This is a genomic window from Iodidimonas sp. MBR-22 (assembly GCF_029946565.1).
Classification (GTDB): Bacteria; Pseudomonadota; Alphaproteobacteria; order Sphingomonadales; family Rhodothalassiaceae; genus Iodidimonas; species Iodidimonas nitroreducens.
Genome location: NZ_JARKVQ010000016.1, coordinates 42299 through 57280, shown reverse-complemented (window position 1 = coordinate 57280; position 14982 = coordinate 42299). Strand labels below are relative to the sequence as shown.

The following is a 14982-nucleotide window of genomic DNA, read 5'->3' as shown; positions in this document are numbered from 1 at the left end:
ATCCGATACCGGCATTATCACTGCCAGCACGCTATGATTACCAGATTTTAAACAGACAACCCCGGCCCCCGAGCCGGCAGCGTCTGCCAGCGCCCGCCGCAGGCAGCTATCATAAGAACCGGTGGCCTCGAAAAGCACCAGCAGGTCCTGACCTTTCCAGCGTTCGATCAGGGGTGCCAAAGCGGAGGCTTCGTTGGCGATCCGTTCGACTTTGCCGATCCGTTCATCAAAAATATCGAGATGGTCTTTTGAAATGTCGCATCCGACACAGCTTGGGTGTATGATCATGGTGCCTATCCCTGTGCTACGAGGTCCGCTCAGACGGCCTCAATCAACTGTTCAGGTTTGGCAACTGTTCAGGTTTGGGTACTCAGGAACGCGGGCGGGGATCCATGCCGGCTCGGGGGCCGGGGTCCATCTGGTCAAGGGCCACAGACTAGCTGCCCCAGCCCTGAGCGCGCTTCATGCGAGTACCGGCGCCAACACCAACGGTTCGATCACGCGCCGCGCCGGGCGGAGCGGAAGCAAACAAAGAGGAGGAGGGATGACGAAAGAAAGCCCCCTGCTGCTCTATTTCTGTCGCCAGCGCCCGGCGGCATCCATGAAATATTGCCCCGAAGGCAAAGCCTGAATGATCTGCCGCCCCGCCCGCGCCTGAACCGCTTGCAAAGGCGCCGAGGTTTCTTCAGCAATCTTGCGATATTCTTCCATCCGCTGGGCATTCACCCTTTGCGCCAAAGCCGTGATATCCGCTGACCCTGATGCCTCGACAATCCCCACAAGGCCATCGGGCCGTTCCCCCAATGCCCCACGCGCCTTCGCTTCCGCCAATCCGGCTTGCGCCTGCGCCTCGGCGTGAAACTGCGGTACCATGACCAGAAGGATCAGGACCGAGAAGACAATCTTCATCATGCGCATCATTTGTTGCTCCCTTGTGGTAATGAGTCCGGGGCCTTGGGCACTGCGCGATCCAGATCATCGGCGCTCAGACCAAAAAGCGCGGGATTGCGGCGAATGAGATCGAGAAGTTCCTGATCGATCTCAAGCCGCTTTTGCTCGGTGATATTGATATTGACGTCAAAGCGGATCGGCTCGGATGGCGCCTGCAGCTTAACGGTGGGCGAACAGCCCGCCGCGATCAGGCCAAAACCGAGCATGAGGCCCAGCCTTGCCCCCATCCGGCCCCCCTTATGGCGCATCTCATTCATGATTATGTCCCTTCACCTTCATTGTGGCCCCGATTATTGGGGATTTTTCTGCACATCATCAAGCGGCATGGGGGGCGGCGGCATCTGCGATTGCCGATAAAGATTTTCGAGATTGGAGGCCCGCCCTGCCCCCATAGCGCTATCGATGGCGCTCATCAAAGCCCCTTGGAGATTGAAATTCAGTTCGATGGGGTGGCCATCGAGAAAATCGGGATTTGCCCCCCGGGCTTCTAAATTCAGGCTTTGCTGGCCAGCCAAATCCCCATTGATCCCCAGATTGAGATGATCATAGTGAAAATTCCGCAAAGCCTGACGCAACATTTGCGACCGCAGATCATCGCCGCGCAAAAAATCCGGCAGATCATTGGGCGCATAATGCATCACCCCATTTTCCGAGGCCTTTAAAAAACCATCCGTGATCTGCACTGTTCCATCCTTGTACTGCAAAGGCAGGCGACCGGTCAAAAGCCCATCCCCCGTCAGCCCATCAACGCCCCCCGCCTGAAAGATTTGGGCCAGTTCCGCATCTTCTACCAGCAAGACCAGATGAGTATCTTCAATCGCGGTTAAATCCACGATGAATGGTTCGGCCCGGATGATCCCGCCCGCCAGATCGAAACGCGCCTGATCCACTGAAATGACATGGCCATCGCTCAGATCAAAAACCGCATAGCCCTCTTCAAGAAGAAGCCCGGCATTGAGGCTTTTGATCGCAAGGGATTGATCCGCTGCGGTTTTAAGGGGCCAAATCTGATCGATCCCGATCTGTGACGATAGCCCCGAAAGGCTGAGCGCATCGCGTTGAAAACCAATCTCATCAAGGGTTAAAAGCCCCCCCATCTGAAGGCGCGACAAGAAAGGATCGCTGGCATCCACCCCCTTTGCTGTAACAGGGGCTACCCATGAAAGGGCCCCATCAAAACCTAATGTACCCACAAAATTTTGCAGCCTATCCCCTAAAAGGGGGAGCAAATCCCCCGGCTCGGCAATATCGGGCATGAAGGTGACGGGATAGAGCAAAAGCGTTGCCTGACCATCGCCGCGTTTTTCTGCGCGCCCATCCATTTCCAGCACAAAAACCCCCATTGGATCAGACGCCCAGGCCTTGAAATCGATGCCTGCCATATCCCAGACCGATTGGCCCTCGATCCGCAAAGGAGCCAGCATTTGCGGATCAGTGGCGCTTTTTAGGGTGCCGATCTCAAAATTCAAACTCTGGATTTGGCCTTTTTCCATCTCTATCCCGCTCGCGATGTCCGCAAAAATCAGCGCCGGATCGGGCCAGTTCATTCGCCCGCCTTCCGCCTTGATCTTCGCTGTGATCCCCGCATCGGGCAGGCTGTGCGCATGAACCAAAACTTGCGGACTCTGCCCCGAAAGTGGCCAGCTTTGGGTGCCATCCTTTATGGCGATGGCAAAGGGGGTTGGCTTGATCGCCATTGCCAGATCGATCCGCTGTGTTGCAAGATCATAGGCCAGAAAAGGCGGAGATGGCTGATCGGATGGGGCATCGGCTTCGGCTGCATGAAGGCACAGTTTGGGCAAGGCGCTGGCTATAAAGTCCACGTCCTCAAGGCTATCAAGGCTTATATCCACACAATGATTTGGCGCGATTGAAATCTTTTGGGGCGTGGCATCTAAGCTGAAGGCAGGCATAGCAACAGCAAGGCCCATGATATGGCTGTTGGCGATCCGCCCCGAAAACCCGCTTTGAACCGCCCCTTCGACCAACAGCTGTGGTCGATCTTTGGCGGACGGCTGATCCCGAGCATCGATCCGGGCCGTGCCCTTGAACTGGCTGGGCGCCAAGCGGCCTTCGATCAAAGCCGGGACCAAAGCCGGATCCGAAATGTCCAAAGAGCCCATATGGATTTCAAGGGGATCAAGCGTTAAAAGCGGGCCATCCGCCCCCCATTCCAAGGCATAATCGGCCCCAAGGCGGGTTTCGGTGCGGCTGGAAATGGCGGGATAAAAAGCGCCCGGATCGCGGCTTTCCGCTTCGATCCGCCCGGTGCTGGCCAAACTGACCAGATCGGCGCTGGCCTTCAGATGCAGGCTGTGATCAGGGGCACGGGCCCTGAGATCGGCCATCAGTGCACCTGTTTGCCAATCCGCCTCTAATGTCCCCTCAAGGCTGACTTTCATCATGTGCGGCCATGAAATCACGCCCTTTTGCAAAAGAAGGTCCGCAAAAAGGGGCACTCCAGCCGTTGAAAAAGCGGCTTCAAACGTGCCCGTCATCTGCCCAAGATCATGATGAAGGCTGATCGCGCTGCTGATTTTTGTCCGCTGATCAATGGCCATGTCTTCATCAGGACCGATATTCAAGCGATCCAGCCCCATGATCAGGGGGCCTTTTAACGGAGCCTCTTTCCCGGCATTTTTGAACACAAAATCAGCGCGGTTGAGTTGCAGCCGATCAAAAGGCAGGGACAAACCTGCCGATTCCCGGTTTTGCGGGAAAACAACCCCGGCACAGGATAAAATCCTGACCGTTTGGCCTTCTAGAAGGGCGGCCTGATCAACCATGATCCGGGCGGAAAGGCTGCCGATCTCCAGATATTGAAGGCGCCCCTTGATAAGCGCCCGGGGCGAACTTTGGGCCGTGATCTGATGAAGCACCAGATCCTTTTCAGCGCCCAAAGATAGGCGCCCGATGGCCACTGTCCAGCCTGCCTTGAAGGAAAGATCATGCACCTGTGGCTGCGCGAAACCGGCATTTTTCAACAGACGTTCAAGCCCCACCGTCAGAATAAACGGGGCAAGGGCATAAAACAGGGCCAAAAGCACGATCAGGCCACCCCCGAGCCAGACCGTTCGCCTTAGCCATCCTCTACGCCACGCTGTCACCGCTTATGATCCATCCGCCAAAGGGTTTCATGCACAACAGCCCAGCACCCATCAAAAGGCAATAGAGAGATTGACCGAGCCAAAAACCTGCGATGTGCGTTGCAGTTCGAATTCCCGGGATCGCTCGATATAGCTATAGGTGAGGGCAAAGCGATCAAAGCTCAAGACAAGCCCGGCGCTGAATTCCCGCACGAAGGTTTTTTTGGCAACGCTTTGGCTTTGATCAAAAATCCCGCCATCCAAAAACAGATTGCGCGCCACCGCCCGGGTTTCATAGCCGGCAAAAAGGCTCCAGCCGATGCCATTGGGCTTGGCGCGCAGGATTTTGCCCGATCCCGTGGCGCTGGGATTGATGCGCGGGGGCAAGGCATGGGGCAGGAAATTGCCGATCCGCCCCACAAGCCCCAGATTCGCATCCACAAAAACCGTGCCAAGATCGGCCCCTATACGCGGCGACAGATCCCCCGCAAGCCAATCCCCCCATTCAAAAATCTGATAAAACCAGGCGCGCTCATAATAAAGCTGCACGGTGGGTTCAGCTTTTATCTGATAATCCCAGCCCTGAGGTTCGGGGGAATTGGTCAGGGTATGAACGAATTTCTGGGTCCGTTCCGCCAGCGAAGGCGACCCGGTCACCCCCAGCGACAGGGTCAGGGTTTCCTGCATGTTCCCCACCTGGCCCGAAGCCCCCACCTCCACAAAAAGCCAGCCCGCATAAGGGCGATCATCGGGCTGGCGTTCGCGGATCGTGATATCCTCAGGGGAAAACATCGATTGACCAATCGCCATGAACAGATCGGTCTCGCTTGCCGCCGGTTTGGAGGGCAGCCAATCCCCGATGAAAGAAACAGCGCCGGGCCGATCATCGGGGGCCAAAGCCAAAGCCAGACGAAAGCCATTGGTAAACCAGCGATCCTTGCCATCACCATAAAGATCATTTTCGCTTTGGAACGATAAAACCGAACGCTGGGGCGATTTAGAAGGCGGCATGCTTTGGGCCAAAGCCGCACTGATGGGCAGAGTGAGCCCTATGAGAAACAGGAAAAAACCGCTTGGATATGTCATGAGACTCAACTGTCATCAGAAAAGATGAAGAAGGATTAAGCACAATCTGAGGTGAGGATCACCCCTTCATCGCATAGACGGGAGGCGTTTCTTCTCAGGCTTCACAAAAATTTTAAATCCAACCCACAGCCATATTATTTCATTATATTTCATATTGGGTTTTTCATAGGGCTTGTAAGTTTAACCACACTATATTGTTATTAATGGGGAAATAAGGCATTTTTTGGCGCATATCCTATATATTTTGTACCCATGCTTTTTTTATTGCGTTCAATATTTGTGATCACGGCCCTGTGATCTCGGCTTAAAGTCGCAAACTTCTTAATAATACATTTCTGTATTGTTTTATTCATCCCCTCATTCAGGCTGGATATTTAATCAAATTTAATCATTTATCGGCCAGATTAGCGTCACATGACGAGATATTTCAAAACGCACTGGCCGGGTCTGGTCATTATCATAGATCAACATTGTTTGTTTGCGGGGGAAAGCGTGTTTTTAAAATCACAATCAAATTATATGGTTTATCGGGAAAATACGGCAGCGCATCGGTTACGCACGCGACTCATGAAATCTGCCGCCAGTCTTGCCATTCTGCTGTGTGCAGCCCCAGCCATGGCCCAATCGGCTACAGCCGATGAACAGGCCCGGATCGAGGCTTTGGAACAGCAATTGCAGCAGGTTCTGGGGGTTGTGCAATCCCTGAGCCAGGAACTGAAAGCGCTGAAATCCAGCCAAACCGAGGCGGGCGATGCAGCCCCGGGCTCTGCCCCCGCCCAAAGCCTATCCGCCGACACTCTGTCTCCACTCGATCTCTCCAAACGCCTTGATGAGGTGACGGCATCCGTGGCCGAAACCAATGCCCGCCTTGATGATGTGGAAGATATCACCTTTGATATCGATGAGCGGGTGGGCAGCCGGTCGTTGGTGCGGGCTTTCGATGCCAAAAGCTTTGATCTGGGGGGTATGCTTCATACCGCCGCCACCTTTGTTGATGGCAAGGACAATAATGAATTTGCCGTCAATCGCCTGACCTTCGAGCTGTTTGCCAAGGCGGAATTGAATGACAAATGGTCCTTGTTCGTGGCTCAGGCGTTCATTCGGGAATCCGATATCAATTTCACTGATCCCGGAGCACGGCGCGATCCCAATTTCAATATCGGTTCCGCCTCTCCTTTGGTGATCGCCACCGCTACCTATAAAGCCAATGACAGATTCGTTCTCGATATGGGCCGCTTCATCACGCCTCATGGTATCGTCAATATCGAGCATTTCCCGGCCATTTTGCTTGATCCTGAACAGCCGCAGTTCCTGCGTCCCTTTGGCGGACAAACGATCTTTGCCAATTTTCTCAATGGGGCGAAAGCCAGCGGCCAGTTCTATAAGCCTTTCGGCCTTGATGGCACCTTTGGCTATGCCGCCTATGCCGGGACCTTTACCGGAAATAGCGACAGTGTGAATTTTGGGGGGCGGGCCTTTTGGAGCTTTGCCGATACCGGCCTGACCATCGGTGCCAATGTCGGCGGCGGTCGGCGTGAAGGCAGCGATAGCGATTATGTGCTTTATGGGGCCGATCTGCTTTATGACAAAGGCATGATCTTGTGGAAAAACGAGTTGTTCGTCACCAGCGAGGATTTAGGCGGCGACCGGCTGGCCTTTTATTCCCAGCCCGCCCTGCGTTTTGCCGATAACTGGACCGCCTTCTATCGCTTTGATTTTCTTGATGATGGCTCCACCAGCGGTGATCGCAAAGAACATTCCATCGGCCTCACCTTCAAGCCCATTCCGCAGGTGCATCTGCGGGCCATCGCCCGGCTCAATCGCTTTGATGCCGGCACCGGCCTCACGGGCAATGACTTCCCAAGTGCCAATGCTGAAAATTATCAGCTTTCAGCCACATTTTCCTTCTAAGGCGGGGCAAAAGCATGTTCAAAACGACGAAATATAGCCTGGTCGCCTTCATGATGATGATCGCTCCGGCTTTTTGGGCCAATGTTGCGCAGGCTGCTGATTATGCTGTGATCATTCATAGCGATAATAAAATCGATCTGGCGGGCAATGCGGCGCGTGAAATCATCAAGCAGCTTTATCTGAAAGAGCTGACCCAATGGCCCAATGGTCTGGCGGCTGAGCCTTTCGGCCGCGAAAGCGGCTCAGCGGTGCAGCTTGCCTTTGAAAAACAGGTGCTTGGCCTTTCAGGATCGGAAAGCAGCAATCACTGGGCCCGCATGAAACAAACCAAAGGGGAAACCCCACCACGGGAAGTGGGGCCTGATCGCATTTTGTTTCGGCTGGTCAGCAAATTTCCCGGTGGTTTTGCTGTGGTCACGGCAGAAGAAATGGCCAATGCGCCATCATCGGTGATGGTCCTTTATAATTTCAGCGATTGATCCCTGTGGGAAAACTCCATGTTTAAAAAAGCGATCACTGCATTTGCCGTCCTTTCCATCCAAGGGAAAATGCTGTTTCTTCTGGGTATATTGGGCTTTCTGGTGATTGGCGGCCTGATGCTTGTGCAATATCAGATTTTTGGCGCCAGAACGGCGATTTCAGATCAATCCATCTATCTCGATACCCTTGAGCGCACCAATGAGATGCAAAAAGCATTTGGTGATATGAAATACTGGTTTTCCGATCTCGCCAACAGCTTGTCGAGCGAGGCCGAAGAGCAAGGCGCGCGTGCGCTCGAAGATTTTCGGGCCAGTGCTCAGGATTTGAACGCCCTTAGCCCGCAAGACCGCGACACCCTCATCCGCAATGCCGAACGGATCGAAAAGCTCTCTTTGGATGCGCTCGTCGAATATATGGTGGAAGAGCGCAGCAAAGGCGATGCCCTGATGGCCCAGGCGCGCAGCCTGATCACGGAAAATGACCGGATCATCGGAGCTCTGCTGGTCAAAACCCGAGACGATGCGGGTATGGCTGCGCAATTGGTGGATAGGGATAGCAAGCTCGCCTCGCTTTTGGGCTTTGCGGTGATTGTTGTTCTCGTTATTTGCGGCCTGTCGATCGTTGTGACCGTGCAAAAATCCGTGGTCACGCCGATCCGCCAGATTACCAATGCGATGAAAGCCGTTTCCCGGGGCGAGCAGGAGTCCGATATCCCCTATCGCGATAATCCCGGCGAACTGGGCGATATGGCCCGGGCCGTAGGAATTTTCAGCGAAAATGGCAAGAAAATCGACCAGATGAATGCCGAACGCGAAGCCCAGCGCGAAGCCCAGGAGCAGGAACGCCAAAGGCTGGAAGCGGAAAAGCAGGCCCGCGATGCCCAGCAGCAAAAAGAACTGACATGCCAGGCTGAACAGCAAAAAGCCATGGCTCAATCGGTGATAGACTTGTTGCAGGGCCGGGTTTTCTCAACTCTTGATCAGGTGGTGTCGTCCGCCCATGAGCTTGAAGACGCATCAAGCACCATGGGATCGGCGGTCACAAAATCGCAAACCACGGCCAGCGATGTGTCGTCGGCTTCGGAAACCGCCACATCCCATGCCCAAAGCGTGGCATCGGCAGCAGCCCAAATGGCCGCTTCCGTGCAGGAAATCGCCAGCCAGATCGCCGCATCCACCCGGGTGACCAGCGAAGCGGTGAGCCAGCAAAGCCGGGTGAAGGGGACCGCCCAGAGAATGGTGGATCTGGTGGGCGAGGTGACCCGCGTGGTGGGCCTGATCGATGAGATCGCCGATATGACCAATCTGCTCGCCTTGAACGCCACCATCGAGGCTGCCCGGGCCGGGGAAGCGGGCCGGGGTTTCTCCGTTGTGGCCGCCGAAGTGCGCACCCTGGCTGGTGAAACCCAAAAAGCCACGGAAAGCATTTCAAAACAGATCACAGAAATCCATACTGCCAGCCGCGAAACGGCTTCGGCGGTGGATGCCATTGGCCTGTCGATCCAGAAAATCGATGAAGTCTCGACCGCCGTGGCCGCCGCCATCGAGGAGCAGCAGGCCTCCACCGATGAAATCAGCCGCTCCATCGCCGAAGCTGCCGACAGCACGGCCGGCATATCGGAAATGATCGCCTCTGTGGTCCGCGATATCGAGTTGACCGGCAAAAGCGCCACCAATGTCTCGGAACTCTCTGAAGTGCTGTTGTCGATTGCATCAAATCTCCGCACCGAAGTGGATGGTTATCTGCAAACGCTGGATGAACGGAAAAAAGTCGCCTAAAAAAAATGCTGACCCTGAGAACTGCCGACCCTTAGAGTCTGATTCAAAAGTTCATGTTTGGTAGCAGTATGTTGCGAGCCTGCGTGTCATGAGCCTTATGCTGGCAATATTGATCCATGCGGTTGCGCTTTCGATTGATTTTTCCCAATCCTTGGCCAGTCGTCGGCACCGGCCGAGCCAGGCGAATGTCCGCTCGACGATCCATCGGCGCGGCAGCATTTCGAAGCCCCTGGCGGCATCGGATCGCTTGATGATCTCGATGGTCCGGGCACCGTTACCGGCCAATGCGGCCCGCAGTTTTTCGCCCGCATAGCCGCCATCGGCGAAGACATGGCGCTGGGGGAAGCCTCGCCCCCCTCCGGATCGCGAGTGGCGGCGACAAAGATATGGTTCATGGTCTTGCCGGCGGGATCATCCCAGCCACCAAGACCCACTCCCGGTCCGTTAAATCGGTTGGATAACGCAGATCATCCCGGCTATGCTGCTGGCGAGCGATATCAGTCCAGGTCATTCGATCCTCCATCTTCTCGACAAAGACGGTTGAATCATAAGCCGCTGATATCACTCCACTCCTTTTAAATCAGTCTCTTAGCGCAGATGGATCATCCTTATCTAATCCGTAACCTCATAAGCGCAACATTTTGGGAATCCCGTTTATGAGATTTCGGCTCAAAATCGCAAGGTGAAGGCCGCGCCGCCGTTGGTTCCCTGTTCGAGTGCGATCGAGCCTTTATGGCCAGCCATGATCTGGCGGGCGAGGGCGAGGCCGATACCAGAGCCGCCGCGCTTTGTGGTGAAAAAAGGGACGAAGATGCGGTCACTGATCTCGTCCCCAATGCCGGGGCCATTGTCGCGCACCGTGATCAACACCCGGCCCCGTACACCGATCCGTGCCGTGATATGGATGGTGGGCGCTTTGGTTTCGGATAGGGCCTCCATCGCATTTCGCAGCAGATTGATCAGCATCTGTTCAAGCTGCGCCCGATAGGCAAGCAGGCTGAGCGTGGGGGGCGAGACGCTGCAGTGAAGGTGGATCTGCTGCTGCTCCAATTCGGCGGCGACCAATCGTTCGAGATGATCCAGAAAGTCGAGGAGCGCGATGCTTTCCAATTTTGGCTTTGCCAGGCGCGTCAGGCTTCGATAGCTGCCAACAAATTGCATCAGTGTTCCGGCCCGGCGGGCCACCGTCTCAACGGCTTCGCGGGCGTCCAGAACGGCTTCCGGATCCGTTTCGGCGCGGGCGAGCAGGTCCGAAGCGGTTTTCGAGAGCGAGGCCACCGGCGTCAGGGAATTCATGATTTCATGGGTCAGCACCTGCACCAATTGCTGCCATGCCTCGATCTCGGTTGCTTCAAGCGCGCCGGAAAGGTTTTGCAGGGCATAGATGCGCTGCCGCGCCTGGCCGCTGATAATCTCGGCGGCGCTCAGCCCAAGCCTGACCGTGCCATCAGAGAGGCGGACGCTTAAAAGCCGGTTTTCGCCCGGCGCAATATCGGTAAAAATCCCCGGAAGATCGGGGCCAAAATGGGCGAGATCGCTTAGTTTCACGGGGCTTTGCGGTGCGAAAAGCCGACGGGCGGCATGATTGAGAAGGATCAGTGATCCATCGGGCCGGAGCTTTAAAAGCGGTGCCGGAACATGATCGATGATCGCCCGAAGCGTGCGGATATCCTGCTCCTGCACTGCCCTGCTGCTTTTAAAATGCCGGATCAGCGCCGTCATCGCCGCGCCCAGTTCCGCAAAACCCGCATCCTTTTGGGGCATCATGAAGCCTTGGGTGAAATCGGCATGGCGAACCGACTCCAGAAAGCGGGCCAGGGCTTCGTTCGTCTGACGGATCTGCCTGATCAGGCTCCACAGCATGAAAAGAGCGAGCCCAGAGCCGGGAATGGCAAAAAGCAAGGGCAAAAGCCCGGCAATCGAAAAGCTGATTACCAGCAGCCCCATCAATAAAAAAGCGAGGCGCAAGATCATGCCGATGGTGAAATGGCTAAAGCCCATGCTTTTCCATCCGCCGGTAAAGGGCCGCCCGGGTAAGGCCCAGCGCCTTCGCTGCGCGCGAGATATTATAGCCATGCTGCAAAAGCGCCTGCTTGATCGTCTGACGCTCCAGCCGGTCGAGATTGAGATCATCGGGCGTGGGGGGCTCCGCCATCGATGGGGAATGGTCGGGCAGAGCAAAATCCTGCGGTTGATAATGATCCGTTTGGCTGAAGATAACGGCGCGTTCCGCCGCATGCCGCAGGGCCCGGACATTGCCCGGCCAATCATGGGCCATCAGATGCGCGCGCGCTGCCTCGGAAAGCGGCTTTGGCGCCTTGCCATAATGGCGCTCAGCTTTTTCGAGATAATGGCGGACGAGCGGGGCAATATCCTGACGACGATCCCGCAGCGGCGGCAGATGAATTTCGATGGTATTGAGCCGGAAATAAAGATCAGACCGGAACCGCGCCGGATCGCCGAGCGCCTCAAGGGGGATATTGGTGGCGCTGATCAGGCGGACATCGATAGAGACGCTGCGGCGTGCGCCCAGCGGCATGATGGTGCGGCTTTCCAGTGCCCGCAGCAATTTCGCCTGCTGGCCAAGGGGCAGATTGCCGATTTCATCGAGAAACAAGGTGCCGCCCGATGCCGCTTCAAATCGGCCGATCCGGTCGGCATTGGCGCCGGTGAAGGCTCCCTTTTTGTGGCCAAACATCTCGCTTTCAAACAAGCTTTCGGGGATGGCGCCGCAATCGACCGAGAGAAAAACCTCGCCCGCCCGCCTTGAGGCGCGGTGCAAAGCGCGGGCAACCAATTCCTTGCCAACCCCATTTTCCCCCAGCAGCAGCACATTGGCGTCGGTCGGTCCGGCCTGTTTGATGCGCTTTAGAACCTGCGCCATTTCAGGACCATCGCCGATGATCTGATGATCAGGGCGGGCGGCATCTTCCATCAGGGCCGCCGTGCGGCCGCGCAAGGCCAGGCTTTCCCGGCGGCTGCGGGCAAGGGCAAGGGCGTTTGCAATGGTCGCCAATAGCCGTTCATTGGCCCAGGGCTTGCTGATGAAATCATTGGCGCCGCGCTTCATCGCTTCCACCGCTATTGCCAGCCCGCCATGGGCGGTAATCATGATGATGATCACGTCTGTGTCGATGGCCCTGATCCGCTCGATCCACTCCAGCCCCTCCGCCCCCGAACTGGCACCGGGGCCAAAATTCATATCGAGCAGGATGACATCGAGCGGCCCGGCTTCGAGGCGTTCGGGCAGGCCCTCTGGCTGATCAAGGGATTCGATATGGCGATAATCGCGTTTTAACAGCAGCCGGGCCGCCGTCACAATATCCGGGTCGTCATCGATGATCAGGATCCGGGCGTCGTCCATCCTGCACCTTATCTGTGGGGGAATCTGTTCGTATTCGTACAGCTTATGTCCGCTATCGGACAATACCCTTTGTTGATAGGGGCCGCTTTATTGCAATTCCGGCGGGTTTTAGGGTCAGGACCCTAATTGGCACGCGAATTGCTGTGATCCGGTTAGCGACCAAGCCGGACGGAATAGACCACACGACATAGACCACACGGCCCGGGGACCGACAGCGATGACAATAAAAACAGAAAAAATCGAAATGATACATGGCGACAAGAGCGGCGTGCGCATGGACCGCAAGATCGAGCGCCGTTTTCCGAAAGGGTTGAAACCGGCGGCTGCCGGGCTTTTCGGCCTGCTTTTGATCATCCTTGCCACCATGATGCTGAAGCCCGAGGCGGGGCGGGCTTTGCGTCTTGATGCGGGGCGCGTCAGCATTGCCACAGTCAGCCGCGGGGTATTTGAAGATTTTATCCCCGTGCGCGGCCGGGTAACGCCCCTGCGCACCCTGTTTCTCGATTCAATAGAAGGCGGCCGTGTAGAGGAAATTTTCGTCGAAGACGGCGCACCTGTGAAGGCTGGCGATCTGCTGGTGCGGCTTTCGAATACGTCATTGCAGCTCGATGTCATCTCGCGCGAGGCCGAGGTGACCGAACAGCTCAATAATCTCAATACGTTGGCTTTACAGCTTGAACAGAACCGCCTTGATCACAAGCGCAGCCTTGTGGAGATCGATTATCAGATCATCCGCTTGACCCGTTTGGCCAACCGTCGGCAAGACCTGTCGGCCAATGGCCATGTGAGCCTGCAGGATCTGGAAACAACCGAAGATGAGCTTAGCTATTGGAAACGCCGCCATGATGTGACTATCGAGGCTCAGACGACCGATGAGCGGCTGCAGAAAGCGCAGATGGTTCAACTCGAAAATTCGGTGGCGCAGCTCAAAACCAATCTTGCCTTCGCCCGCCGCAATCTTGATAGTCTTGATGTGAGGGCACCGATTGCCGGAAAGCTGACGGCCTTCACGGCGGAAATCGGCCAGTCGCTGGCGCGTGGTGAACGGCTTGGCCAGATTGATAGCCCCGAAGATTTCAAGCTTTCAGCCTTGATCGATGAATTTTATCTGCCGCGTGTCGATATCGGCCAAAGCGCCAGTGTTGAGATCGATGGGAGGACCTATCTGCTCTCGATCGCCAAAATTTACCCGCAGGTGCGTGATGGCCAGTTCGAGATCGATCTCGTTTTCAGCGGCACGATGCCATCTGATATCAGGCGCGGACAAACGCTGCAAACGCGCCTTTCGCTTGGCGATCCAACAGAAGCGGTGCTGATCCCGAATGGTGCCTTTTATCAGGATACGGGGGGCAATTGGCTGTTTGTGATGACGCCTGACACCACGCAGGCGATAAAGCGCAGCGTCCGGCTTGGCCGTCGCAATGCCCGCTTCATCGAAGTGCTTGAGGGGCTTGAGCCGGGCGAGCGTGTGGTGACCAGCCCCTATACCGGCTTCACCGACATGGACCGGCTGGAATTCGACCAATAAGGGGGCATGGCCCTCGCCTTTTTAGATGACCTGCTGGATTGATTTTGGAAGGAAAGACGCAAGATGAATGACGACAGGCAGATTGGCGCGATGATCCGGCTTCAGGGGCTGAGCAAATCCTATCAGACCGCTGATATCGAAACGCTGGCGCTTGATGGGATCGATATCGCCATCGAGCGCGGCGAGTTCGTTTCTATCATGGGGCCATCGGGCTGTGGAAAATCGACATTGCTCAATATCGTCGGCATGCTCGATAGCCCCACTTATGGCCATTATTTTTTCCTTGGCGAGGATATTGCCGGCTATGGTGAAAGAAAGCTCGCCAATATCCGCAAAGCCCATATCGGTTTCATCTTCCAAAGCTTTAATCTGATCGATGAACTGAGTGTGCGCGAGAATGTTGAATTGGCGCTGCTTTATCACAAAATTCCGGCAAAAGAACGCCGCGCCCGCGCCGATGTGGTGATGGAAAAGGTGGGCATTATGCACCGCGCCAAGCATATGCCAAGCCAGCTTTCGGGCGGCCAGCAGCAGCGTGTTGCCGTTGCCCGGGCGTTGGTCGCTGAACCCGATCTGATCCTTGCTGACGAGCCGACCGGCAATCTCGATTCCGCCCATGGTCAGGAAGTGATGGATATGCTGCGGGCGCTGAATGACGAGGGCGCAACCATCGTCATGGTTACCCATTCCCCAAGCCATGCCGATTATGCCAAACGCACCATCAATTTGTTTGATGGCCATGTTGTGACCGAAGATATCCGCGAGGTGATCTGAAGGCGGGCCACATATCACACGCCA

At 55.9% G+C, this 14982-nt stretch carries 11 protein-coding genes and 2 pseudogenes; 5 read left to right on the top strand and 8 right to left on the bottom strand.

Going from position 1 to position 14982, the window contains the following annotated elements:
- The 5 genes and pseudogenes from QK300_RS11710 to QK300_RS11690 all read right to left on the bottom strand — a co-directional run.
- Window positions 1-288 (bottom strand): annotated as a pseudogene (locus tag QK300_RS11710) (hypothetical protein); the annotation flags it as partial.
- Window positions 289-570: 282 nt separating this feature from the next.
- Window positions 571-912 (bottom strand): YdbL family protein, encoded by a 342-nt coding sequence (locus tag QK300_RS11705; RefSeq protein WP_281301877.1) that lies wholly within the window; start codon window positions 910-912, stop codon window positions 571-573.
- 5 nt (window positions 913-917) lie between these two features.
- Complete coding sequence (locus tag QK300_RS11700) at window positions 918-1208, bottom strand: hypothetical protein (RefSeq protein ID WP_281301878.1); 291 nt, start codon at window positions 1206-1208, stop codon at window positions 918-920.
- 33 nt (window positions 1209-1241) lie between these two features.
- Window positions 1242-4058, bottom strand: a complete 2817-nt coding sequence (locus QK300_RS11695) for a YdbH domain-containing protein (RefSeq protein ID WP_281301879.1) — start codon at window positions 4056-4058, stop codon at window positions 1242-1244.
- Between the two features lie 51 nt (window positions 4059-4109).
- Window positions 4110-5123, bottom strand: coding sequence for a lipid A deacylase LpxR family protein (locus QK300_RS11690; RefSeq protein ID WP_281301880.1), 1014 nt, complete (start codon window positions 5121-5123; stop codon window positions 4110-4112).
- Window positions 5124-5690: 567 nt separating this feature from the next.
- Between QK300_RS11690 and QK300_RS11685 the strand changes: the two genes are divergently transcribed.
- From QK300_RS11685 to QK300_RS11675, 3 genes are all read left to right on the top strand, one after another.
- Complete coding sequence (locus tag QK300_RS11685; RefSeq protein WP_281301881.1) at window positions 5691-7034, top strand: hypothetical protein; 1344 nt, start codon at window positions 5691-5693, stop codon at window positions 7032-7034.
- A gap of 14 nt (window positions 7035-7048) precedes the next feature.
- Window positions 7049-7513: a hypothetical protein gene (locus QK300_RS11680; protein WP_281301882.1), complete on the top strand. Its 465-nt coding sequence runs from the start codon at window positions 7049-7051 to the stop codon at window positions 7511-7513.
- 69 nt (window positions 7514-7582) lie between these two features.
- Window positions 7583-9292 carry a methyl-accepting chemotaxis protein gene (locus QK300_RS11675; RefSeq protein ID WP_281301883.1) on the top strand — a complete coding sequence of 570 codons (1710 nt, stop codon included), beginning with the start codon at window positions 7583-7585 and terminating at the stop codon, window positions 9290-9292.
- 51 nt (window positions 9293-9343) lie between these two features.
- Here the strand turns inward: QK300_RS11675 and QK300_RS11670 are convergent.
- The 3 genes and pseudogenes from QK300_RS11670 to QK300_RS11660 form a co-directional block, all read right to left on the bottom strand.
- Window positions 9344-9803 (bottom strand): annotated as a pseudogene (locus QK300_RS11670) (transposase).
- A 158-nt stretch (window positions 9804-9961) separates the two neighbouring features.
- Window positions 9962-11368 carry an ATP-binding protein gene (locus QK300_RS11665; protein WP_281302312.1) on the bottom strand — a complete coding sequence of 469 codons (1407 nt, stop codon included), beginning with the start codon at window positions 11366-11368 and terminating at the stop codon, window positions 9962-9964.
- Complete coding sequence (locus tag QK300_RS11660) at window positions 11283-12656, bottom strand: sigma-54 dependent transcriptional regulator (RefSeq protein WP_281301885.1); 1374 nt, start codon at window positions 12654-12656, stop codon at window positions 11283-11285. The genes QK300_RS11665 and QK300_RS11660 overlap by 86 nt, the downstream gene beginning before the upstream one ends.
- Before the next feature lie 217 nt (window positions 12657-12873).
- Between QK300_RS11660 and QK300_RS11655 the strand changes: the two genes are divergently transcribed.
- Window positions 12874-14184 carry an HlyD family efflux transporter periplasmic adaptor subunit gene (locus QK300_RS11655; RefSeq protein ID WP_281301886.1) on the top strand — a complete coding sequence of 437 codons (1311 nt, stop codon included), beginning with the start codon at window positions 12874-12876 and terminating at the stop codon, window positions 14182-14184.
- 90 nt (window positions 14185-14274) lie between these two features.
- Window positions 14275-14958: an ABC transporter ATP-binding protein gene (locus QK300_RS11650; protein ID WP_348651888.1), complete on the top strand. Its 684-nt coding sequence runs from the start codon at window positions 14275-14277 to the stop codon at window positions 14956-14958.
- The last annotated feature ends 24 nt before the right edge of the window (window positions 14959-14982 follow it).